Raw genomic sequence first — 23099 nt, forward strand, 5'->3', positions numbered from 1 at the left:
CTTGTCTCTTCCGTTTCAGGCCCTCCCCAACGAATAACTGGTTTAGAAGGTTGAACAACTTCGTTGTGTCCATGTAACTCGAAAGATTTTTGAATTGCACTCAGTGTCCCCTCCATATTCAGACCGCCAGCTTTAATGCAATCCTCTTGTGAAAGGTAAATGAAACCAACCCTCTTACTTTGTTCAAGTTTCTCTAGCTTTTTTACTGTACTCATTTCTTCCCCCAACTCCCTGAAATACTTTTGAATATTCCAACTTCTAAATATAGAATAGCACCCATTAGATTCGTTGTAAATCATTTTTTTATAAAAAGGTTCATATGGTCCCTTTCAGGCTGCTTAGTCTAAAAAAATGACATTACCTTTGGGCAAAATGCCTTAGTAATGTCAGAGAAAACGCTTTTATTCAACTATTATTTTTTTATCTTTTAATGTGTTGACTAAAGTTTGTATTTTTTGAATGGACGTTTTTGATTGTCTTATTCCTAATTCAACCACTATAGCTTCAACCAGCGCAATAATTGGAATTATTGTATAATGATTTTCACTAGACTCAGTTTTTAGTATGACGCTTGAATAACCAGCAATCGGGCTAGACAAATGATCCGTAACAAAAATAATAGGAATATCTCTTTCATATGCTACTTTTGCAGCATCAATTGCTCGTTGAGTGTCCGGAGCAAAGCTAAATATAATAAAAACTTCATTCTTCTCAAATTGAAGAATTCGGTCAAACATAGATTCACTATCATAACTGAGCTGCCTAGTTTTCGAGTGAAACTCTTCTATAAGTAACTCTAAATATATTGCAATTGCTTTATACGGACGTAATCCGAGTATATTAATTTTTTCAGCATTAGCTATTAAATCCATTGCCACATTAAAGTTTTCAATTAATTGTGGGTTAAGAGTTTTATCCATTAAATGGACACCTTCATGAAAAATAGCAGAAAGGGTCATGTGTTTTTTTTCATCATTACTATCAAACGATTTTTGCACCTTCTCCCACTTATCTGAATAATCTTTTTGAATGTCATGAAATTCTTTTCTTAATTCAAAAAAACTATCGTAACCTAATAATTTCACCAACCTCAAAACAGTTGTAGTTCCTACACTCGCTTTATTTGCCACTTCTTTAACAGTAAACAGTCCAATATCTTGGTGGTTGTTTAAAATATAATCACATAATTGTTTCTGTTTATTTGGCAAAGTATCTTTTATAGAAATAATATGCTCTAAGACATTCTTTTTTTCTTGAACTTTTTCCATATTGCACCTTCCTCTTAATTTTATTGATCATTAATAATGTTACCCTTTTAACTTATTTACTTAAATAATTATACATCATCTCACTGGTGGAGCACTCGTTTGGGCTCTAAATTGTTAATGAAAAAATTTATTAAATTATCAAAATAGAGTAAAAAGGTTTTATCCAAATAGGAAATAAGAGCAGTGGGTCATTTTTCACCACTGCTCTTATTTATGTTATGATGCTAGTATATTATCATGGACATCTTAGTTAAGTTATTAAAAATTTGGTTCGTTCAATTCATCGATACTGAAACAATGTGTATTTCCTAATGCTACGATAATCCATTTAGATCAACCCTACAGAACCTTCAACACTTGCCTTATCTATAGGAGTACGAACCCGTGCAGGCGTCACAACAGTGTTGTAGTAGTCTGCCATTTCTCTGTAAGTAGGATTTAAGACCAATTCACGTAGTATGTTTTGTCACGCTTGTTTTTAGTGTAATTCCAAAATCTTTCGATAATGAATTTTATACAAAAATGCCTCCTACATAATAATGGCTGAACTAAAGGCAGCTGAGCTAGAGGACGTAAAGGTGGGAGACCAAAGGTTAATCAACAAAAATTGAACACGCTATTGCAATGTATCATTCTAAACAGATGCCAGTAAAGGAAATTAAGGAAGCTACTGGGGTTTCGACTCCAGCTTTATATCGATCTTTAAAAGCAGAGCAAACCAGTAAAAGGCTTGCTCTTAAATATTATTAAAAATTAAACTTTGTATATACTTAATTAACTATATACAAAAGCGCCTGTTTGCAGAAGATAATTAGTTTATTCATATGATTTATTTCCACACCTTTGACACTTCCATACACCTTCGTCTATTTCCTTATGGAGTTCAAGACTGTCACAATTCCAACAGTCAATTTCTTTATATTCAGCCATACCTAGTCACCTCCACCTATTTTAAACTAAGAGAATGGCTCTTAGTACTCAACTATGTGCCTGGTTGTGGAAGACCATTATTGATGTAAAGCGCCTGATTGTTGAAGAATAAGCATTTTAGAAAGCGAAAAGGCTTTCAATAAACACTAATAAAAAAAAGAGCCCTATCGTTGGACCTACTCATAGTAATAAATCAACTAAAGTTTAGTAGCTAGTTCATTCCGAGATAAAAGATAATTATACCACCTAGTACTGTAGTTATAAGACCTACAATAATACTGCTACCTAATGGTGCTTGCAGGAAACTTTTAATGCCTCTTCGTAATTTGTATTTGCTCTTTTCTAGTTCTTTATAAGATTCTGAAGCCAACATCTTATTTACAATACCATCATTAGTTTTGTGCCATTGTTCTTGAAGAAATAAATCCTCATCATGACTTAAAAATAAGACCTCTTGCTATATCCGACCGACTAGGAGAATCCATTACCCAGTCCTTATGTTCCGGTGAACTCCATGAATATGAAATGAATACTTTATCAGGTGTTTCGTTCAGAGTATTCCCCCTATTATTATTAATTTCTTTATAAAAAATTGTTGAGTAAACCATTGGATCACAGACTTCAAACACATTATTTTTTTTAAAAAAAACTATTGGTAAAAGAAAATATTCAAATCGCCTTTAAATACAGTTTCTTCTGTTATTAAATAGCAAACTATTCCAGTTACAATCATTTCAAATATTTGTATTATTTACAATGGTTTTTTCGACAATATGGATCGATTGTAAAAGAAAGATAAAATATTATTCTAAATCCATTTAGAAAAGAACTTACAAAATCACCTATAAAGAAAATTGTTGCGCATTATAGGTCTAACGCGCAATAACTTCAAAGAAGATAGAATCTAAAAAGCTGGTTTTCCGTCTAAGTCTAGGGAATATCAGCTTCTTTATATTTGTGAAATTATGTACTTAAACTCTGTTATATTTTAACATAAAAATCCAAGTACCTTTTCTAATTACATAGAGATGTGCAAGTTAACACCTCTAAAACACAATCTGGTGTCACTCCACCAAGGTACGTTATAATTTTATGTGTCTCGTAAATAATGTTACTAAGGTAAACACTGCTACATCTCAAATTACTCAAGGAAATGATGTAAGAATGAGATGTGCAGTATATATTCGAGTGTCAACTGATAAGGAGGAGCAAAAAGCATCGTTAAAGTACCAAAAGGAGCTTTTTTACAGGTACATTGAAGAAAAAGGATGGGACATTTATGAATTTTATATGGATGTCCAGACAGGAACTACGGGAAAAAGAATAAATCTTCAAAAGATGATTGAAGAGGATCAGGCAAAAAAGTTCGATATCATCTTAGCTAAAGAACTTTCTCGTCTAGCTCACAATGGAGAATTATCCTACAAAATTAAAAACCTTTGCGAGAGTCACGGGATCCATATCATCACTTTAGATAATGCGATTAATACTTTGATAGGTAACACTAACATGTTTGGTTTATACGCCTGGATGTATGAACAAGAATCTCAAAATACATCGAATCGGGTGAAAGAGACCATACGTACTAGAGCCAAAAAAGGTCTTTTCAAGAGTTCTAATCCCCAATATGGATATGAGGTTCGAGAAGGAACACTGTATGTTAGAGATGATAATACCTCTAGTATTGTAAAAAGGATCTTTGAAGAGTATCTAGCTGGAAGTGGTAGACAAAGTATCCCAAGAAGGCTGTACAATAAAGACATTTCAACACCAGCTGATTTAGCTGGTAAAAAGAATGCAGGAGATAAATGGAATGACTTAACCATTAAGCTTATTCTTACTAATCCTCATTACGTTGGGGACTTAGTACAAAATCGTTCAACTACTGTCAGTGTTACAAGTAAGAAAAGGAGACAAGTTGAACGGGGAAATCAAATTATCGTTAAAGATACGCATGAAGCGATAATCCCACGGGATGTGTTTGATGCGGTTCAGCAGCAATTGAAAATTCGCACTAAGTTTATAACGGCACCAAAGAAACATCTTTTTACAAATGTTCTATTCTGCTATGATTGCGGAAAAGGAATGTGGTACCGGAGCAACCGAAAGGGTTATGTATGAGGCAATTATGCACGGCACGGTAAAAAGGCATGCAGTAGTCATTCGATTAAAGAAGATTTACTCAAAGATACTGTATTAACTGACATTCAAAAGTTAGTAAAAGAAATTTATCAGGGCAATACGTTAAGCAGTTAGAAGCTCAATCAAAGAAATCGAAGCAAAGCCTTCAAAAGCAACTCGATAAAGTCGAGAAGCAAGTCAATATAATAAAGGGTCGAAAAAGAAAGTACATTAATATGTTAGCTGAAGAGATTATTACTCAAGAGGAATACTGCGAAATTGTTGAAGCTAATAATATTGAAATTAAAGAGTTAGTCGAGAAAAAGACCGATTTACTCACAGCAATGGCAAGTGAAAAAACAGTGGATAACATCGAGTTGTTAAAACAAGAATTACTTCAATTTCTAAACTTTGATGAGTTAACACCAGAGATTTTACATCGTTTAATTAATCGTATTGAAGTAAAAGCTGATGGAGCGCCTATAATCCACTATCGGTTTTCAGCCCCAAAAATCAAATAAACACAGCAGGAATACCCTATTTTGGGGGTTCTGCTGCTTTTAAAACTATCTGTGAGACGCACTCAACGTGTCCAGAGTGTATGTGGCAACACATGGGGTGCTGGTGAGTTTCAACACTTATTAACGCAACAAATTATCATTATTCATTAGTTCGTCTAGAATAAATACAGCCTAGTTCTTTGCATTTTGATAGGTTTTTAAATAAACTAGCTAGCATTGAATCAGGGTACTCTGCCTCCGCCATGGATATCAAATCGATAAGCACATCTGATGTATAAGTTTTTATTGTTTCTTTTTCACTTTCGGTTAACATTAATTCAGTAATACCTTCAATATCCTTTGTTTTCTGTTAAACTAAATGAGTAATAAATCGATTACCATGAATTGCATATAATCTCTCTCTACCGCTTAACTCTTTCTCTTTTTTTGATAATTCTCCCTCAACTACCGTCAAGATTTGTACTTGTCTCCAAAGCTCCAAACTACCTACGCCGCTATTAAAAGAATTTTGTAAGGAGCTCTATTAATGTCATCCCATAGTTTCCCGATTTCCCTTTTGGCTTGAACTGCTAAATCTATTTCTGTTAGGTTACATGCTCTTGCTACAGTTGCCTCAACAATATCAAAACTATTTTGTGTGTCAACTATACTTTCACCTGACTTAAAAATATAAGCAATATCTGATACGTGAGCTACAAGAGCTGCGAAAACCTTACAAAATTAAAGCACGAAGTGAATGAGTTCATAGAAGAATACAATAATCATCGTTACCAGTGGGGATTAATGAAAATAACCCCGGCACAATACCGAGGTCATTTACTAGCTGCTTAAGTCTATTTTTATTAACTGTCCATTTTATGGGGTACAGTTCATCATGTCCAAAGAGGTATTTCTTCGCAACTTTTTTTAAATATCGCGTCTTTTTTATAAACATCGCAACTTTATTTCAAAGCCACAATAACCTGCTGTGTCTGTATAATGTTCTTCAATTCGCAAATCAGTCTCATGATGTAATAGACCATCTATGACATGAACAGCATCTCTTGCATTTGTGTTAATAACTTTCGTATAGAAGCTAGAAAATCGATCACTGACAAAGCGATAAATGGTTGCACCTTTTTCGTCCCATAGTGTGGATTTGCTTCAGCATGAAAGATGAAACTCCTACTTGAACATGGATTCCATCTGAAGTAGATGTTGCACCATCACCCCAGTAGAATGACAAACTAAACTGATGCTGAAAATTCACCAGAACGACTCGCTTTATTCATGGCATCTTCATATAAACGCCACTACGAGGCTTTGGACATTTGCCTATAAGAAACTCCTTGTGTTACTTCCGCCATTTTAGTAAGACCAATGTTTGTCCCCATTGCCATAATTGCTGGCTTTTCCTCTTCTAATGGAGGATGTAGCGTGGAAGCATGAAAAAAAGCTGCTTTTCGAATCTTGTCCAACTTGTCACCTCCATAAGCAAATCAGTCAACTTCACACGAGGGATTAGCTTATATAGAGATAAACTATATTCTCGTGCTGTTTCCGGTACGTTTTTCTCCAAACGATGGACATGTAGCCTTCCATCTTCAAAATTAACTACTTTTCACGTGAGAACTGTGAATCTTGCTACTCTGGCCAGCTATTTCTTCCTCCCTCAGTGATTTATATAGCGATACGTTCATCAAAATCATCAAAACGACCACCGGGAAAGCCGCAATCATCAATGTTGTCTGCAAGGCATTTAACCCGCCTACCCAAAGTAAGAGAGCGGTTGTTCCTGCCACCATCAAGCCCCAAATAAATTTTAACCAGTTAGATGGATTTAAATTTCCACCTGATGTTTGGACGCTTAGGACATAGGTAGCAGAGTCCGCTGATGAGACAAAATAGGTAAATAACAAGATAAGCGCCAGTAAAGAGGACGTAAAGCTCCACGGAAATTGCTCCAGCAGTGCAAAGATGGCAAATTCCACCCCCTGCGTATTGATAACGTCACTGATTTTGATTCCTGAGAAAAGCTCCAGGGACAATGCCGCTCCGCCAAAGGTAGAAAACCAAATGATACCGAAGACCGTTGGGGCAGCAATAACACCAATAACGAATTCCCGAATCGTTCTTCCTTTGGAAACACGGGCAATGAACGAACCGATAAATGGAGCCCAAGAAATGTACCAGGCCCAATAAAAGACGGTCCATCCTTGTACCCACTTACTGCTTTCCTCACTAAAGGGCTCGGTAAAGAAGCTCATTTTCACAAGATTGTGCAGGTAATCGCCGGTTCCATTCATGATGACATTCATGATAAAGCGGGGATTCCCCATAATAAATACAAATATTAGCAGGATCAGCGAAAGGATAATATTAATCTGACTGATATACTTCATCCCTATACTCAAGCCTGTTTGCGCCGATAAAAGATATAACAACATAGCGGCGCCGATGATGCAGAACTGGGTAACAATGGAATTTGGAATAGAGGAAAAAAGGTAGGAAATCCCTCCAGCGATTTGTACTGTTCCAAATCCAAACGTCGTGGCGACCCCGAATATCGTCGATAAAACCGTTACGATATCGATCATCTTTCCTAACGGACCGTTGACGCGTTCCCCTAGAATTGGATAAAAAATGCCGCTGATCAGCCCAGAAGTATTTTTTCGAAATTTAAAATAAGCTAAAGCTAAGGCAACAATACCATATATGGCCCAAGCGTTAAATCCATAATGAAAATAGGAATATCTCATAGCTGTATTGGCTGCTTCTACCTGACTAGATGTTTCGCCTGGAGGATTCATAAAGTGTATGAATGGCTCTGCTACACCATAAAATACTAGACCGATTCCAGTACCTGCAGAAAATAAAAAGGCAAACCAGGTAAAATTGCTAAATTCGGGCTTGTCATCATCTTTTCCCAGTTTAATCGAACCGAACCGGCTAAAAGCTAGATAGAATAAGAAGACCAGAGTTCCAGACGTGCCTAACAGGTATAACCAGCCAAATTGATTGGTAAAAAAGGATTCAACTGCACTAACAGTCGCATCTAGATTCTTTGAACTTATCAAGCCCCACAAGATAAAAGAAAATATCAATGTTAAGGAAACATACAATACCGAATTCCCTTTCTTCATTAAACAATTCACTTCCTTATCTATTATTTTTTGATGAATTCCAACTACTTAATACATAATATTAAGAATATTAATATTATTCGGTTTGAGAAACTCATACATGGCATGGGCAAACAGATATAGGACGTGATCCGGCATTTGGTTACTAGAATGCCGGATCACAGAATACGGGTGTTTTACGCACCCGCGCAGACGGCTTGGTCCTTATAGGATTCTATTATTTACAACACTTAATTTTTTGATCAGACGATTTAAGAAGAAAGCCTTTTGATAATGGGTCGACTGGATGAATATAAAACTCATGTTTACCCATGACATATGCATTGCCGGTAACCTCAGGAATAACAGCTTTAAAATGACCAACCGTAGTTTCTTCCAACAATCGGCCCTTGAATACGGTTTCAATGATGCTTTCAGTAAAAAACTCCTCATTCAATGAAAGCTGGTCAATGGCATGCAGACGTGCCATTTGGGCCGATAATCCCGTCCCGCAGGCAGACCTTGCTACCTGGCCGTCTCCAAAGACTGCAACATTCTTAGTGTGAATACCTTCATTGTTTGACTCATCTATAAACAGGACTAAATCTACCTTATTGATTTCTTTTTTGAGCGGATGCTCCACTTTTACTTGTTCATTAACCGCATCCCTAATTTTCATTCCTAGTTCGGCCATTCGATCCGCATTTTCCGGAATTAAGTCCATTTTAATATCTTTAGAATAGACAAAAGCATAGAAACTTCCGCCGAAAGAAATATCAACATGAATTTCGCCGAGATCTTTTACTAAAACCTTGATTTCTTCTCCCCAGTAGAAGGCGGGAACATTTAAAAAAGATACGCTCTCCACCCGATTGTTTTTCTTGTTAGCCCGAACCGTTACTAATCCTGCAGGTGTATCCAGGTTGAGGGTTACCTCTTCCCCCTCCTTTTCGATCAATCCCATTTCCAATAAGGCGGTGGTTACGCCAATAGTACCATGTCCACACATATTTAAATAGGCTTGAGTGTCCATAAACACCACACCAATGTCAGCCGCTGGATTTACCGGCTCCAATAACACAGCACCAAACATATCTTTATGTCCTCTTGGCTCAAGGATTAAGCTGGAACGAATATAATCATATTCCTCAATCAGTTTCTGCTTTTTTTCTAGCATGGTTTTACCTTCAATATTTGGCAGGCCTTCGACAACAATTCGAGTGGGGTCTCCCATCGTATGTGTATCAATCGTTTTAATCACTAAAGAGCCTTCATTTTTAACTTTCATTTTTATACCCATTCCTTTCACTTCGCTCAAGGCACAAAATGCAATGAAATTCGTTTCGTTTGCCTTTAGCGTTACTTTTAGTAATCTATAATAATCAAGTGATGGCAGCTGTAACTTGGTTCTCTGATAACTGAATATTCCCAAAAATATTATTGGTAGTTGGCTTATTTTGCCATGCCTTTTTCTTTAATAACTGCTTCTACCATTGAATTTTAGACTACTTCCTCCTTTCCCTCTTCCATCTTTACAAAACGACTGTTTTCAGCATATTTCAACCCTGTTTTAAATAAAGCGCGCCCCCTTTATCTGAAAATTATAACTCTTGTGAATAATTAAACACTATATTAGGTTTAATGTAAACCTTTTTTTAAAAAAAAGGAAAATTTTTACCTCGAATCAAATACTTCTGTACAGTAATAATAAGAAAATAATTCTTAAAGGAGCAAGACTCCCTTAAATGTTCAATCTCTTGTTCAGAGAGAAACTTCGGGATTCTTTTTCCTAGTTTAGACTCCTTAATTTTAGCAACTGGATTTTTTGAGATATAGTCTTTTTCATAAGACCATTTAAATAACGATTTAAGAAGCCTTATTCAATGTCCTAAACTTGAATGCTTTAGAGGTTCCCCTTCTTCTACTAGGTACTTCTTCAATGAATCCGTACAGAAGCTATTAATTTCTATATCTCCAAAATGTCGTATTAGCACACTAAGTTGGAAATAGTAGTTTTTCATCGTTAGGAGCGAATAGCCTTCAATTCTTTTATCGGACTGATACTTCGTCCAAGCTTCGGATAATAACTATACACTCCCGCAATTATTTATTGAGTTTTCAATCTATTAGGAGCATGGTCAGTGATTAGTAGTTTTATTCAACAATATGGGTAGTAGAATAATATTGATCTAAATATCCTGTCCTTACACAATAAAAAGACGCTTACCTATTAATGGTTTACGTCTGATTGTTAAATATCCTTTCATTGAATAGTATCCTTGTACTATGCAGTAAATACCTTACTTTGTTTTGTTATTTGCTTTTCTTCAACATATCCGTTTAATAAGATTTTTTTCTAAATCTGGTCATGCAAACACTATATATTTAGTTTTATATACTTCCATTTTTTTCAACTTTAATCAAGTTCACTTGCATTGTTCTATTAACGTTTGATTTAAAAAATTCAATTTCCCATATTTATACTCCTAGCTTCTACAATATACGACATAAACCGAATATTATTAAGATATAATAGTGTTCACATACTCTAATGAGGACTAGTAAGTCTAAAACTCGAATAGAGCCTGAATTTCACATGTGTTGATAGGACTTCTTTCGTTTACACTATAAAAGCTCCCTCAAAATTCCATTTTTTTAATTCAAATGCTTGATTACTTCTCTACTGTATTCATTCATTTATCTCGTACCAAATTTTCTCACAAATAGCCTGTTGCAAAGATGGATAAGATATTAGAGAGTTTGATGGTTTGCCTAAAAGTTTTTATTAGGTGTAAGTGATTAAGTTAACTAATGCTTCAAAAAAAACAGTTCTATTTTAATATTGGTTTTACATTTTTATATGTTTCTCCAACCGAAATAAAGCCCACTACGAACAAATCAAAAATGGGAGTTGTTTTTTAAAACATGAAGAATGCTTCAGTTGTTTTTTACGTATCATTAGTGATAGTGGCAGGTATTGTACTAATGGGAATAGCAATGCCTGAATCGTTAGAGAGTATCACTAGTAGCACACAAGATTTTATTACCAGTTCATTGGGTTGGTATTACTTAGGAATAGTATCAGTATTTGTATTCGTATGTTTTTATTTATTAGTGAGTCCAGTTGGTCGAATTAAACTTGGGAAACAGGAGGACAAGCCTGAGTTTTCGCGACCAACCTGGCTCGCAATGCTTTTTAGTGCAGGTGTTGGTATTGGTTTAATTTTCTATGGTACAGCCGAACCTATTAGTCACTACGCGATAAGTTCACCTACAGGAGAAATTGGTACTGATCAAGGCATAAAAGATGCAATGAGATTTACATTTTTTCACTGGGGTATACATGCATGGGCAATCTATGGGTGCGTTGCCTTAGCTATTGCTTACTTTACCTTTAGAAAAGGTGAACGCGTCTTAATTAGCAGAACATTAAGACCACTGATTGGCAAGCATGCAGATAGATCAGTTGGTAACGTTATTGATGTCATAGCTGTTATTTCAACTGTTATCGGGGTTGCAACAACACTAGGATTTGGTGCAATGCAAATAAATGGAGGACTATCTTACTTATTTGGATTACCAATTAATATGACAACTCAAACTGTAATCGTCCTTATTGTTACAGCCTTGTTTATGATATCTGCGTTAACTGGTTTAAGCAAAGGCATTAAGATCCTAAGTAATTTAAATATGGGACTTTCCGCCGTCCTTTTCTTAATTGTATTTGTTTTTGGATCAACACTTTTCACCTTAAATTTATTTGTTGATACTATAGGGGCTTACATGCAAAATTTCATTAATATGAGTTTTCGAATTGCCCCACTTAACGAAGAGGCCAGAAGCTGGATTAATGGATGGACAATTTTCTATTGGGCATGGTGGATTGCTTGGTCTCCATTTGTAGGTATTTTTATCGCCAGAGTATCCAAGGGAAGAACAATCCGTGAATTTGTTGTATGTGTTCTACTAGTTCCATCACTTATTGGTTTCCTGTGGTTTACGACATTCGGAAGTGCAGCAATTACAACAGAAATGTCTGGGTTGCTATCAATATCTTCGTTATCAGCCGAAGAATCGCTTTTCGGAGTTTTAGAAGGCTATCCATTTAGCATGGCATTATCTATTTTAGCTATTCTTATTATTGTTACGTTCTTTGTTACATCCGCAGACTCTGGTACATTCGTTTTAGGTATGATGACAACGAACGGATCGCAAAATCCAAGTAGTCAAATTAAGGTAACTTGGGGAATCGTTCTTGCCATTACTGCTCTTGCTCTGCTTTATTCTGGTGGATTGCAAGCTCTTCAAAACACAATGATCATTGCAGCTCTTCCATTTTCAATTATTATTGGGCTAATGGTAATTAGTTTGCTTAAATCTTTACAAAAGGAAGCAAGAGAGATGGGAATTGGACAGTTAAGAAATAGGAAAAAAAAGAAGACAGATGATAAACTAACCAATGAAAAATGTTAAGGAAGTTATATAAATGTATTTGATTAAAGAAAGCCTTGTATCAACTTGGATTAACTATCCCCCATAAAATGGACAGTTTAATAAAAGAGACTTTAAGAGCTAGTAAATGACCTCGGTATTGAGCCGGGGTCATTTTCATTAATCCCTGGTAACGATAATTATTGTATTCTTCCATGTACTCATTAACTTCCTGCTTTAATTGCGTAAGATTTTCGCAGCTTTGTAATTGACGTGAAATGACCAAAGAATGATTCCATTGGAGAATTGTCCCAACAGTTTCCCTTTCTAGACATAGACTGACGTATTCCTAATTTCTTTACCTTCTCCTGAAACAATGGATGCGTATAGTGAAATCCTTGATCTGAATGGAGAATAGTCTCTGGATGAAAGAGAACAGTGGCTTCTACAAGCTTGTCTAATGTTTGATAAACAAGCTCCATTTCTAATGAACTTTAGACGTTGTAAGCAACAATTTCTTTCGTTGAACCGTCTTTTACACATGATAAATAAGCCTTCTGCCCTCTACCGTAGTAAAGGTAGGTGATGTCTGTTAATAACACCTTATCAGGCTCTCCTTGATCAAATTGACGCTCTAGTAGGTTAGGACAAGTACGGTGTTCTTGAGTCGCTTTAAACATTTTTCGATAGGAATTTGTTTGTCTTATTTTTGCTTTAAGGTCATACTTTTTCATTAACCTTCTAATTTTCTTATGATTCATAAAGACATAATAATCATTCTCTAAAATCATTTTAATTTGAAGAGCGCCTACTTTCTTTCTTTTGGCTGAATATCCAGATCTTCTTGTCATTTTTTCCTCTCTCCTAAGAAGCCGCTCAAAGGAGACAGCTTCTTAGTTTTACATTTGAACTTGAATTCATTTACGCACTGCTTTGTTCCATATTCTTTAGAATTTGAATCTATCATCTGAGCTTTGTAACTTAAACTATCAGTTCTTCCTTATCCCACAAAAATTCGCGAAAAGGAGGAGCTAATAAACGAATGGTCACAGGATTTCCTTGCATCGCTTCAAAAATTCCCTCGAAATCCTCTTGCTGTACGTAGATAACTGAGAGCAGGCCCCTTTATATACAGAAAAAACTATTATTCCGCCATCTCCTTTTCTAAGGTAGCATTAATTTCTATCACGCCTCCTTTTTTAGGGGAGCATTATTTCCTTTATTAGAATCCAAAGAGTCATTCTTTTTCTTTAGCAGATTCCCACCAATGCGGAAGTTTTCAAGGAACAACCACAGCATTGGAAACGTCATCAGCAATCCTCCCAGATTCAACAGACCCTTAACGGAATCAGAACCTCCAGAAGTCACAAGAAGGTAAGAGACTGTAGTCACAATAATTCCCATTAAAATTTTAATCTTTGTAGGTGGTTCATCATCAATCTGCTGGTCACGAACACAAAGAGTAGCGAGTACAGAGCTCATGGGATCGGCCAGAGTTACAAAGGAAAAGATAACGGTTACAAGGAAAACTATTTGAATGAAAGTACCGCCGGGCATATTACCAAGAACCTGGTAAATTGTAGTCTGCATTCCGAACTCCTGTACAGCAGCCCAAACATCTACTAGACCAGAAGACTGCACCTTCATAATCATACCGGCAAAAACCCCAATCCAGATGATACAAAAGATAGATGGTACAAGTATGTTAAACAACAAAAATTGGCGAACAGTTCGCCCTTTTCCCAGGCGAGCCAAAAACATTCCGATAACAGGAGCAAAGATTATAAAGGCATTCCAGTAAGTAATTGTCCACTCATTCGACCACTGATCCTCGGGTACCATCGTATTATTATAAGTAATCTTACTCCAAAAATTATCCATGATATTGCCAAAAGCTTCAGTGCTGATTTTACTGATGAACTGGGCGTCTCCGAAAATCAACACATATCCTAACAGAAAAAGAGTAACATCATGGTGATGGATCTAGGACAGCTAACCATTCGCTCTTCTTATTGCGATTTCTCACACAAACAATCTTTACGGTTGTCTGGACTTCGTTGTTTAGACTGACTTGAATAGACCCTAGAAGGTCTTTCTTCCCAAGAGTAGGCTTGACCAACTTGAACAACTCATCGAGCTTTATAAGTTGGTCATCATAATGGTAACGTTGCTTCATTTGTTTGACCATACCAATAACATCTAACCCTTTTTCAGTAATGGATTCTATTAATGGGGCATGAGTAAACCAAGTATCCATTAGAAAGTAATCTACATTTACTCCTTTTTCCAAGGCAAACTGAATCAGGTTGGACACCACATCTGGTTTTGACTTTATCGCTTCTAAACGGCGTTTGTAACCTGATGTTCTCTTATCAATGGATGAATGGATTTCACAAAATCGATTGTCTTTCTTGGATGAGCTAAGCAGCGCAAAATCAACGGGTACAAAGGAATATCCATCCGACCAACCAAGGTTAAAAGCGAAAAACCTTTTACAAATGTATGAGTTACATGGTCATGAACACGCGAAAGAAGCTCCACACATTTACTCCGATTACGTGAATAAACAGAGTCATCAATGATAAAGACCGATACCCTTTTGGTTGTAGTTAAAGGTTTGTAGCGCTGGATTACGTCAAAAGAAAGGCATGATAAGAACTTACGCCAATTAAAAGTTGGTACTTTTAAAAAGCGATAAATCGCATCTTACCGGAAGATCAGCTGCCTGTTTACTTAAGCCAGCTTGATACCAATTGCGGTGTCAAATACCAAAAGAAACAGAAGTTGAAAAACAGATAGGCAAGAAAATCCAAGTTTCTTGGTAACACCAGCATTGCGTAAGTGATTTCCAATTTTCAAGTCAGAAAAACTTCTCTTCATAGCTTTAGATAGATGGACAAAAGAATCATTTTTAGATAACATAATGGGTGACACCTTTCTCTCGTGTAATTGGTTTCGTCGCCATTATTATACCAAAGAGAAGGTGTCTTTTTTTATACAAAACACGAGACTTGCAGAAAAGCAAACTTATATTAAATTTGGTTTAAACAAAGCCATCACAAGCATACAGGCCTAAATTCAACTTCGAAAGTTGAGTTAGTTAAATACTTCTTTTTCATAAAAATCTATTCTCATTTTTGCATTTTCTTTTGTAACGATATCAACTCCGCCATCGATTCTTTTTTCTATGTATTCTCCCTTAATTGCTTTTAATGCCATCCGTACGCTTAGGTACCCCGTATCATAAGGATTTTTGGATAAGGTAACGTCCAACCTCTCCTCTTCAATTGCCTCCAGCATTTCCCCAACTCCTTCCGTTCCAATGATAGGAATCTTTAATTCTTTTTCCTCTATTACTTTTAGTGCATTTAAAGCTATGCTGTCATTTGTGGCAAACACTCCTTTAATATCCGGATAATTCTGTAATATATTGCTCATTCCTGATCTCTCGTTCCCAAGTTCGTCTTGCCCTTGCTGTTCTATGACAACTTCAACACCAACCCTTTCCAAAGTCTCTTTTGCTCCCTTAATCTGATCATTCTCAACTGAATTGTCTTTCGTTTCGAAAATAAAAACTACTTGATCTCCTGGCTGTGTAAGAGAAGATAATAACGCTCCTGCCATTTTTCCAAGCCTAAGGGGATCTGTCCCAACAAAGGTAGTTTGATTTTCCCATCGAGCGTCTTGATTCAACATTATCACAGGGATATTTTTTTTTTGAAACTCCTTGAATACGGGGATAGTAGCAGATGATTGTATTGGAGTAACGATTAGCGCGTCTGGTTTTTGCTTTAAAACATCTTTCAACATAGTAATCTGCTCTGCGGTTGAATATTTTGTATCAGGCGCAATGACTTTCCCATCTAAATCAAAATCCGCAAATCCTTTTTCTAATCCTGCATTAACGATTTTCGAATGAACAGAGTTTAATTCTTGCAAAACGACAACAATTTTAGGCTTTTCATCCCTTTTACTAAATGTAACTGCGAAGCCAATCGAGATAACAACAAATACTACCAAAATCATTGGAACCATCCATCTTCTTGTCATTTTTCCTCGTCAATCCCTTCAACACTTGTTGTGGTGACCCAATTAATTTTTCCCGTAAGTACATATTAATAGATTAAAGGTCTTGCTCTATGTCAGCTTTTTTTCAATTACATAAGAACATGAGTCCAAATTATATTTTCGTTTAAATAGACAGTTATTACCCACATCACGATCCCCCTGATTAAAAAATCGTCATTATTCAGTTTCAGGTCTCCCCCACCATGACCGGTTTAGAAGGTTGGACTACTTCGTTGCGACCGTGTAATTCGAAAGACTTTTGATTCGCTTCCAATACATCCATATCCAGACCGCCAACTTCAATGCAGTCCTCCTGAGAAAGAATAAAACCACCCCTTTTACTTTACTCTAATTTCTCCAGCTTCTTAACTGTACACATAACAATCCCTTTTTTAAAATTTTTTAAAAAATTATTAACTTTAATAGTATATTAGCACCTATAAGATTCATCGTAAATTATTTATTTAAAAAAAGGTTTATTCAATCCTTTTTTTAAATAAATTAATAAAAAAGACAATACCTTTACGTTTCTAATGAAATCGCCTCGGTAATGTCATATTTTCTAATATAGCGAAATTTTATTAATTCACTATGATATTTTTATCTTTCAGTATTTCGATCAAATTTCTTGTTTTTGTATTGATGGTATCGATTGTCTCTTCCCTATGAATGTTTGTAGACAAGAATACCCTCCTCTCAATTAAATAAAATATATTGCAGAGAGAATTTAATGTGTGTAAAGTCTTAATTTTTAACACACCCAATTGTTTACTTAAAATAACTCTATTAACAATGCACCTACCTGTATTGCATCACCATCTTTCACATATACTTCTTTTACTTCACTATCAAATGCTGCTTGCACCGTTGTCGCCATCTCCATCTTCATCGCTTCTGTAATCATTAGATGGACACCTTTTTTGACTTTATTCCCTTTGTATACTAGTATTTTAACAATCGGCCCTTGCATTGATGCACCAATTTGGTTTGGGTTATTCTTATCTACTTTCGGACGCGCAACAGATGTCGTTTTCACATTCATTATCACTTGACGCGGCTAACCAGGTGCTGGTACTTCTGTTGAATAGGCATTGGCTAATGCTTGTATGATCAAATAAATCGTCATCGTTTTTTAAAAGGAATCAACTATCCTTTTAGGAGTATAAATCTATAACAAATCTAAATAACACCAATCGTTTTTATGTATTAATATAAATGATATCAGTTCACGGTTTCCTTATTAAAATATGGTCAATATTTTTTAGATAATGGAAGTGATGTCAGCTTTCTTCATTAATCTTGAACTCGCATAAAGCTCGCCAAATTAATTTTCTCCGGAAAGGATATAATGAATCTTTGAGCTTCATAACGTTGAGTACTTTCTGTATAGGTCTCTTTTATTCTATTGGTTATTACCTTGTTTTCACGCTCACGATTGGACTCAACCTTTTGTGAAGAATAGTAATACTTCCTTCTAGCTATCTATAACATAGAGTTTGAATGGAATGCTTATTCTGATCAAACACGGTAGTTAGCTTATTTTTACGCAAAAATGTCCATAACCTCTTTTAGAATGTCGTTTCCCTCCTAAAGATGAAGAAGTTACTTTTGAAACTTGGCAAAATATAAAGTTGCAGCTGTACCATCCACTAATATTTAATAGGGGAAGCTTCTTAACGATTAAATATGAGACACGCGATATTCGCTGCTTAATTTCTTCACTGAGCTACCAGAGTAATAAAGATCAACAGGTGCTTTGAATAATTATTGATTCACTGTTTTTGTTATTGATAGATCAAGACGGACTAGGTCCTCGTAGCTTTCACGTTTTATAACAAGTTTAGCTTCTCCTTCTTCGATGAAAACAACAGCTGGCCTAGGAATTCGGTTATAATTATTTGACATGGTATATCCATATGCACCTGTACAAAATATGGCGAGAATATCTTGCTCCATAGCTTTTGGCAAAGTTAAATCCCAAATTAGCATATCCCCACTTTCACAGCACTTACCTGCAATTGAAAATGTGTCTGTTGCAGGTTCATTAGCACGGTTGGCTAATATTCCTTCATATTTTGCTTGGTAAAGCGATGGACGTAAGTTGTCACTCATTCCACCGTCTACTGCGAGGTAGTGACGAACGTTTGGGATAACTTTGTTCGAACCTATTGTATAGAGCGTAGTTCCAGCATCACCAACAATCGAACGGCCAGGTTCAATCCAAATTTCAGGCATTTTAATTTTAACTTCTTCCACTTTTCGCTTTACAGCTTGGACTATTTTTCTTACATATTCGTCTACTGGTAGTGGTGAATCACTATCAGTATACCGAATACCATAGCCACCACCAAGATTTATTATTTGGGGTTCAAACTGAAGAGACAGATGCCATTCCATAATATATTTAAAAATTTTCTCAACAGCCATAACAAATCCAGTTGTTTCAAAAATTTGTGAGCCAATATGACTATGGATGCCAAGTAGATTAATATATTCATCGTCTTGAGCAATCTTTATTGCTTCTTTAGCTTGACCACTAATCAAATCAAAACCAAATTTTGTATCCTCTTGACCGGTTGATATATACTCATGTGTATGTGCTTCAACACCCGGAGCAATACGAAGCAGAATGTCCATCCTCTTCTGTTTTTCTTTACATATTTTTCCTAACTGACGTAATTCAAAGAAATTATCAACTACAACACAGCCAATTCCAGAATCAACTGCCATCTTAAGCTCACCTAAGCTTTTATTATTTCCATTAAAATGAATATCCTTCAACTTAACCCCTGCTTGAATAGCAGTGAATAATTCACCTCCTGAAACAACATCAAGACTTAATCCAAGTTCACTTGCAAGCTGATACATTGCGACACAACTAAAAGCTTTACTTGCATAAGAGACTTTAAAAGGAACCTGTTCATCTTCAAATGCTTCTTGAAATTGAATCGCACGCTTTTTTATCAAGGCGATATCATACACAAAGAGTGGAGTACCAAACTCTTGTACCAGCTGTACAGTATCTACACCACCGATTTCTAAATGTCCATTTTTATTTATCCGACTCGTGCCATGCATAAACATATACAGATTCTCTCCTTTTACTTACATCAAAAATAAAGCAACCTGAAAGTTCTACCTACTACTTCTTATAATTAATTAATCTATAATTTTAGTACTGAAAAATGAAGAGCAATTTGTATTATTTATTTACTCAACTTTCGCACATTGAAAACCGACTTTTGAGTAGGTATATCAAAGCTTTAAGGTTCACCAGCTTCGCTGCTTGACAAGTGCTTTTAAACATGAAAAAGCACCCCGTTCTTTGGTATAATGGAATTGACTAGAAACCATTACCACAAAGAAGAAGTGCCTTCTCCATAATAAAGGAAAAACACTCAAATGAGCAACTACCAAATGAACTTCCAGTTGTATTTTCTGAATTATAACTATCGAAACAACTGCGCAAAGCAGGCATTCGAAAAAGCTTTAGCTTTTCATGTGCTTATCTGTCATACAACCATTGTTTTTACTAGATATATCGTTCTTTCATGGCAAGATCGTTGCCATACCGATGAACGTACATTAGGTGGCTTATTTTATGGCCTTTGTGACGAAGTGAATGAACTTGATTGGGCTGTCACATTGCAGCAATTAATCGAGCTTCTTCGAGATATCTTGAAGAAGTCCAACAAACAAACACAAAAACTATTAAAAAATAAAATGGTACAATGGATTGCAGGTTTAGCAAGCTACATCAGGGCTTACCTACCTAGTTTGGTCTGCGAAAGTTGAGTTATTTACATTAAGAAAATAGAAGGAATCAGATTTTTTATTAATTTTTCATTTTTTATATTTTGTAGCTTTCCTCAATTGTAAAGTTAGGTAAACTTAATTTTTAGTTAAAGAATAATCGTTAAAATAAACAATTTCAGATATAATTTTGTAACCAGGAATGGTTTTAAGAGCTTCTCTTGCTTCTTTTTCTGTATCAAATTCAAACATTGTAATTTTTTTTGTTGAATAAGCAGTAACTATCCACATCACGATACCCCCAATTTAAAAGAATTTTTCTGATTATGAAATAAATATATTCTAATATTAGTTTCTTAGTTTTTAGATAATCTATATACAGCATAGAAATTAATATATAGATTAGAGTAAGGAGCTAATCTATAACCCAATGACAGCTCCTTACTCTTCTATTTAAACTACAATCAAATCTTTTCTCTATTTTCCAAATGGATTATTTACACATCCCACACCAACCTACCCGAGCTTCCTATTATAAGGAAGATTGGTTAGTATTGGACTGCTTCTCTTCTATTCTTTAAATATTACTCGATTTAACCAGATCAAATTCTTCAATAATTTCTTTACTTGGTGCCGATCCGATTTTAGAAAAAAGAACTATCGTTATTATCGATAAAAAGAAGCCAGGCACAAGTTCATATAAATAAAATGGAATTACAGCTGCAGATTGATCCATTCGTAAACCATCTGCCCCCATTGGAGGAGTAGATAAAAGGCTCCATAAGATTACAGTAACACCTCCGACTATCATTCCAGCGAGAATACCATTTTTTGTAGATCCTTTCCAAAAGATAGCCAGTAAAATAGCTGGTCCAAAGACAGACCCAAACCCTGCCCAAGCGTATCCTACTAAGCCTAGTACCGAACTTTCTGGATTAAAAGCTAACACAATAGCGAATAGAGATATTAGTAGAATCCCAATTCGAGTTACTAACATTAACTCTTTCTCGTTCGCTTTCTTTCTAAATAATCCTTTATATAAGTCTTCAGATAAAGCCGTTGCTGAAATTAACAATTGTGTACTAATTGTACTCATAATCGCTGATAAAATGGCTACTAATAGTACACCTGTAACCCATGGGTTAAATAGTACCTTTGCAAATTCAATAAAAACTGTTTCAGGGTTACTCAATGGAGCTTCTGCAAAATAGGCAATCCCCGCAAAACCTGTAAAAATAGCCCCGAAAAGCGCCAATACATTCCAGATGGTATAAATAGATCGTCCTACTGTTATATCTCGGGATGATGTCATTGACATAAAACGAACTATGACGTGAGGCTGTCCAAAATATCCAAGACCCCAAGCTAGCAAAGAGATAATGCCTAATGTTGTAGTTCCTGAGAAGACATTTAAATAGTCTATGGAAATATTTCCAGTTAGAGCAACCGTTTCATTCCATCCCCCTAGATAATAGAAAGAAACGATGGGTACAATGAGTAGAGCCAAAAACATTAATATACCTTGAAAGAAGTCGGTCCATGCCACTGCAAAGAACCCACCAATGCATGTGTATAGTACGATCACACTTGCCCCCGTCCATAAAGCTATCGTATACGATATTCCAAACGTGGACTCGAATAGAATAGCTCCACCAACTAGACCTGCAGAAATATAAAAGGCAAAGAATATTAAAATAAACAAAGAGGATATAACTCTTAGAGTTTGAGTTTTATCACGAAAACGATTTTCAAAGAAGTCAGGGAGTGTGAGTGAGTTGTTTGATATTTGTGTGAACACTCTAATTCTCTTTCCGACAAATTGCCAATTAAGGTAGGCTCCAATAGCCAGTCCTAAAGCAAGCCAGATCCCTGACATTCCACCAACATAAATAGCACCAGGCATTCCTAACAACAGCCAGCCACTCATATCTGAAGCCCCTGTACTTATCCCGCCAACAAAAGGACCGAGTTTCCTTCCACCTAAAATATAATCAGAAAAATTATTTGTTTTTCTATAAGCCACATAACCAATCATAAAAAGTAAGCCAAAATATAGAACAAAAACAGTTAGCGAAATGAACCCCATTATGATTCACCTCTTTCAGATGTAAGGTTTTCTTTATAATGAACTCGATTTAAATTGGGTAGTAAATTCTTTTGTTTTTTTTCTTTTTTGATTTGAGTGAAAAGAGATACAAGAGAAAATACGATTAATAATGGCAGAGGAACAAATAACCAAAATAAAGTTGCGGTAGTAAAGGTAGGTTCCATTTTTAACAGCCCCTTTTGTTTTTTTGGAATCGTTTACATTTATAAAAATTAAAAAGTTTGATCCAGTTATTAGAGAACATATTCTTCCTCTTTCGTGTAAAAAGGAGATGGATCTCTAGTTAGTCAATGAAAAAGATATTTAATGATCCAAACTTTACTATTTAGTAAGAGCTCTTAAATCGTGATAAATTAATTTTTGGTGAAGAACTCACCAAACAATCATATAACTTTGTTGAGGTTATAATTAACGATCATTTGGTAAGTTCTTTCAACTTAAATTTTTTGTGTATGGAGTTTTCCTTGACTAAATAGTTTAATGTATTCGTAACTTCCGGCTTTAGAATCTGTACCAGATAAATTAAATCCACCAAATGGATGAATACCTACAAGGGCACCCGTACAGTTTCGATTCACATATAAGTTCCCGCAATACATACGTTCAATTGCCTGGTCTATACGAGCTTGATCGGAAGAGAAAAATCCACCTGTCAGACCGTAATCTGTACTGTTATAAATCTCAATCGCTTCTTCCCAGTCTTTTGCTTTCGCAATCGCAAGGACAGGGCCAAAGATTTCTTCCTGCATAATTCTACTATTACGATCGGCATCTCCAAAAATAGTTGGATTAATATAGA

General features: G+C 35.6%; 17 protein-coding genes and 5 pseudogenes. 5 read left to right on the forward strand and 17 right to left on the reverse strand.

Going from position 1 to position 23099, the window contains the following annotated elements; all coding sequences use genetic code 11:
* Together LDX58_RS23780 and LDX58_RS23785 are read right to left on the reverse strand one after the other, a co-directional pair.
* Positions 1-215 (reverse strand): annotated as a pseudogene (locus tag LDX58_RS23780) (hypothetical protein); the annotation flags it as partial.
* A 186-nt stretch (positions 216-401) separates the two neighbouring features.
* Positions 402-1268 carry a MurR/RpiR family transcriptional regulator gene (locus LDX58_RS23785; protein ID WP_227940007.1) on the reverse strand — a complete coding sequence of 289 codons (867 nt, stop codon included), beginning with the start codon at positions 1266-1268 and terminating at the stop codon, positions 402-404.
* 2094 nt (positions 1269-3362) lie between these two features.
* Between LDX58_RS23785 and LDX58_RS23790 the strand changes: the two genes are divergently transcribed.
* The 3 genes from LDX58_RS23790 (at position 3363) to LDX58_RS23800 (ending at position 5671) form a co-directional block, all read left to right on the forward strand.
* Positions 3363-4319, forward strand: coding sequence for a recombinase family protein (locus tag LDX58_RS23790; RefSeq protein WP_227940008.1), 957 nt, complete (start codon positions 3363-3365; stop codon positions 4317-4319).
* A 236-nt stretch (positions 4320-4555) separates the two neighbouring features.
* On the forward strand, positions 4556-4840 hold the full coding sequence (locus LDX58_RS23795) for a DUF4368 domain-containing protein (RefSeq protein ID WP_227940009.1): 285 nt from the start codon (positions 4556-4558) through the stop codon (positions 4838-4840).
* 687 nt (positions 4841-5527) lie between these two features.
* The gene (locus LDX58_RS23800) at positions 5528-5671 is read left to right on the forward strand and encodes an IS3 family transposase (RefSeq protein WP_227940010.1); all 144 of its coding nucleotides are present in this window, start codon (positions 5528-5530) and stop codon (positions 5669-5671) included.
* Between the two features lie 126 nt (positions 5672-5797).
* Here the strand turns inward: LDX58_RS23800 and LDX58_RS23805 are convergent.
* The 3 genes and pseudogenes from LDX58_RS23805 to LDX58_RS23815 all read right to left on the reverse strand — a co-directional run.
* Positions 5798-6434 (reverse strand): annotated as a pseudogene (locus tag LDX58_RS23805) (Tn3 family transposase); the annotation flags it as partial.
* Positions 6430-7962 carry a BCCT family transporter gene (locus LDX58_RS23810; RefSeq protein ID WP_227940011.1) on the reverse strand — a complete coding sequence of 511 codons (1533 nt, stop codon included), beginning with the start codon at positions 7960-7962 and terminating at the stop codon, positions 6430-6432. The gene LDX58_RS23810 and the pseudogene LDX58_RS23805, both read right to left, overlap by 5 nt.
* Positions 7963-8179: 217 nt before the next feature.
* Positions 8180-9229, reverse strand: a complete 1050-nt coding sequence (locus LDX58_RS23815) for a proline racemase family protein (RefSeq protein WP_227940012.1) — start codon at positions 9227-9229, stop codon at positions 8180-8182.
* Positions 9230-10866: 1637 nt separating this feature from the next.
* Here LDX58_RS23815 and LDX58_RS23825 point away from each other — a divergent pair.
* Positions 10867-12414: a BCCT family transporter gene (locus LDX58_RS23825; protein WP_227940013.1), complete on the forward strand. Its 1548-nt coding sequence runs from the start codon at positions 10867-10869 to the stop codon at positions 12412-12414.
* A gap of 40 nt (positions 12415-12454) precedes the next feature.
* On the opposite strand, the gene LDX58_RS23830 is transcribed toward LDX58_RS23825, so the two are convergent.
* The 8 genes and pseudogenes from LDX58_RS23830 to lysA all read right to left on the reverse strand — a co-directional run bounded on the left by LDX58_RS23830 (position 12455) and on the right by lysA (position 19524).
* Complete coding sequence (locus LDX58_RS23830; protein WP_227940015.1) at positions 12455-12589, reverse strand: hypothetical protein; 135 nt, start codon at positions 12587-12589, stop codon at positions 12455-12457.
* A gap of 7 nt (positions 12590-12596) precedes the next feature.
* Complete coding sequence (locus LDX58_RS23835) at positions 12597-12854, reverse strand: DDE-type integrase/transposase/recombinase (protein WP_227940017.1); 258 nt, start codon at positions 12852-12854, stop codon at positions 12597-12599.
* A gap of 12 nt (positions 12855-12866) precedes the next feature.
* Positions 12867-13223, reverse strand: coding sequence for an IS3 family transposase (locus LDX58_RS23840; RefSeq protein ID WP_227940019.1), 357 nt, complete (start codon positions 13221-13223; stop codon positions 12867-12869).
* A 334-nt stretch (positions 13224-13557) separates the two neighbouring features.
* Positions 13558-14355 (reverse strand): BCCT family transporter, encoded by a 798-nt coding sequence (locus LDX58_RS23845; protein ID WP_227940038.1) that lies wholly within the window; start codon positions 14353-14355, stop codon positions 13558-13560.
* A 1-nt stretch (position 14356) separates the two neighbouring features.
* Positions 14357-15294: pseudogene (locus tag LDX58_RS27015) on the reverse strand (IS4 family transposase); the annotation flags it as partial.
* A 174-nt stretch (positions 15295-15468) separates the two neighbouring features.
* A complete protein-coding gene (locus LDX58_RS23865; RefSeq protein ID WP_227940024.1) occupies positions 15469-16398 on the reverse strand; it encodes a sugar ABC transporter substrate-binding protein in 930 nt (309 codons plus the stop codon).
* Between the two features lie 814 nt (positions 16399-17212).
* Positions 17213-17497: pseudogene (locus LDX58_RS23870) on the reverse strand (biotin/lipoyl-containing protein); the annotation flags it as partial.
* 707 nt (positions 17498-18204) lie between these two features.
* Positions 18205-19524 carry a diaminopimelate decarboxylase gene (gene lysA, locus LDX58_RS23875; protein WP_227940025.1) on the reverse strand — a complete coding sequence of 440 codons (1320 nt, stop codon included), beginning with the start codon at positions 19522-19524 and terminating at the stop codon, positions 18205-18207.
* Positions 19525-19944: 420 nt separating this feature from the next.
* On the opposite strand from lysA, the pseudogene LDX58_RS23880 reads away from it, so the two are divergent.
* Positions 19945-20235, forward strand: a pseudogene (locus tag LDX58_RS23880) (IS4 family transposase); the annotation flags it as partial.
* A 96-nt stretch (positions 20236-20331) separates the two neighbouring features.
* On the opposite strand, the gene LDX58_RS23885 reads toward LDX58_RS23880, so the two are convergent.
* The 4 genes from LDX58_RS23885 to LDX58_RS23900 all read right to left on the reverse strand — a co-directional run.
* Positions 20332-20484: a hypothetical protein gene (locus LDX58_RS23885; RefSeq protein WP_227940027.1), complete on the reverse strand. Its 153-nt coding sequence runs from the start codon at positions 20482-20484 to the stop codon at positions 20332-20334.
* Between the two features lie 286 nt (positions 20485-20770).
* Positions 20771-22279, reverse strand: a complete 1509-nt coding sequence (gene putP / locus LDX58_RS23890; protein ID WP_227940028.1) for a sodium/proline symporter PutP — start codon at positions 22277-22279, stop codon at positions 20771-20773.
* On the reverse strand, positions 22279-22464 hold the full coding sequence (locus LDX58_RS23895; protein WP_227940029.1) for a hypothetical protein: 186 nt from the start codon (positions 22462-22464) through the stop codon (positions 22279-22281). Before LDX58_RS23895 ends, putP begins: the two co-directional genes overlap by 1 nt.
* Before the next feature lie 273 nt (positions 22465-22737).
* On the reverse strand, positions 22738-23099 hold a 362-nt coding region (locus LDX58_RS23900; RefSeq protein WP_227940036.1), incomplete at its 5' end, for an aldehyde dehydrogenase family protein.

The organism is Alkalihalobacillus deserti (genome assembly GCF_020734105.1).
Taxonomy (GTDB): domain Bacteria; phylum Bacillota; class Bacilli; order Bacillales; family Bacillaceae_D; genus Halalkalibacter; species Halalkalibacter deserti.

Excerpts from the sequence above, each read along its gene's own strand:
- LDX58_RS23835 (WP_227940017.1), bottom strand. The coding sequence starts at position 12,854 with ATGGAGCTTGTTTATCAAACATTAGACAAGCTTGTAGAAGCCACTGTT.
- LDX58_RS23795 (WP_227940009.1), top strand. The coding sequence starts at position 4,556 with ATGTTAGCTGAAGAGATTATTACTCAAGAGGAATACTGCGAAATTGTT.
- LDX58_RS23810 (WP_227940011.1), bottom strand. The coding sequence starts at position 7,962 with ATGAAGAAAGGGAATTCGGTATTGTATGTTTCCTTAACATTGATATTT.
- lysA (WP_227940025.1), bottom strand. The coding sequence starts at position 19,524 with ATGTTTATGCATGGCACGAGTCGGATAAATAAAAATGGACATTTAGAA.
- LDX58_RS23825 (WP_227940013.1), top strand. The coding sequence starts at position 10,867 with ATGAAGAATGCTTCAGTTGTTTTTTACGTATCATTAGTGATAGTGGCA.
- putP (WP_227940028.1), bottom strand. The coding sequence starts at position 22,279 with ATGGGGTTCATTTCGCTAACTGTTTTTGTTCTATATTTTGGCTTACTT.
- LDX58_RS23785 (WP_227940007.1), bottom strand. The coding sequence starts at position 1,268 with ATGGAAAAAGTTCAAGAAAAAAAGAATGTCTTAGAGCATATTATTTCT.
- LDX58_RS23895 (WP_227940029.1), bottom strand. The coding sequence starts at position 22,464 with ATGGAACCTACCTTTACTACCGCAACTTTATTTTGGTTATTTGTTCCT.
- LDX58_RS23840 (WP_227940019.1), bottom strand. The coding sequence starts at position 13,223 with ATGACAAGAAGATCTGGATATTCAGCCAAAAGAAAGAAAGTAGGCGCT.
- LDX58_RS23865 (WP_227940024.1), bottom strand. The coding sequence starts at position 16,398 with ATGATTTTGGTAGTATTTGTTGTTATCTCGATTGGCTTCGCAGTTACA.
- LDX58_RS23830 (WP_227940015.1), bottom strand. The coding sequence starts at position 12,589 with ATGGAAGAATACAATAATTATCGTTACCAGGGATTAATGAAAATGACC.
- LDX58_RS23885 (WP_227940027.1), bottom strand. The coding sequence starts at position 20,484 with ATGTGGATAGTTACTGCTTATTCAACAAAAAAAATTACAATGTTTGAA.
- LDX58_RS23815 (WP_227940012.1), bottom strand. The coding sequence starts at position 9,229 with ATGAAAGTTAAAAATGAAGGCTCTTTAGTGATTAAAACGATTGATACA.
- LDX58_RS23790 (WP_227940008.1), top strand. The coding sequence starts at position 3,363 with ATGAGATGTGCAGTATATATTCGAGTGTCAACTGATAAGGAGGAGCAA.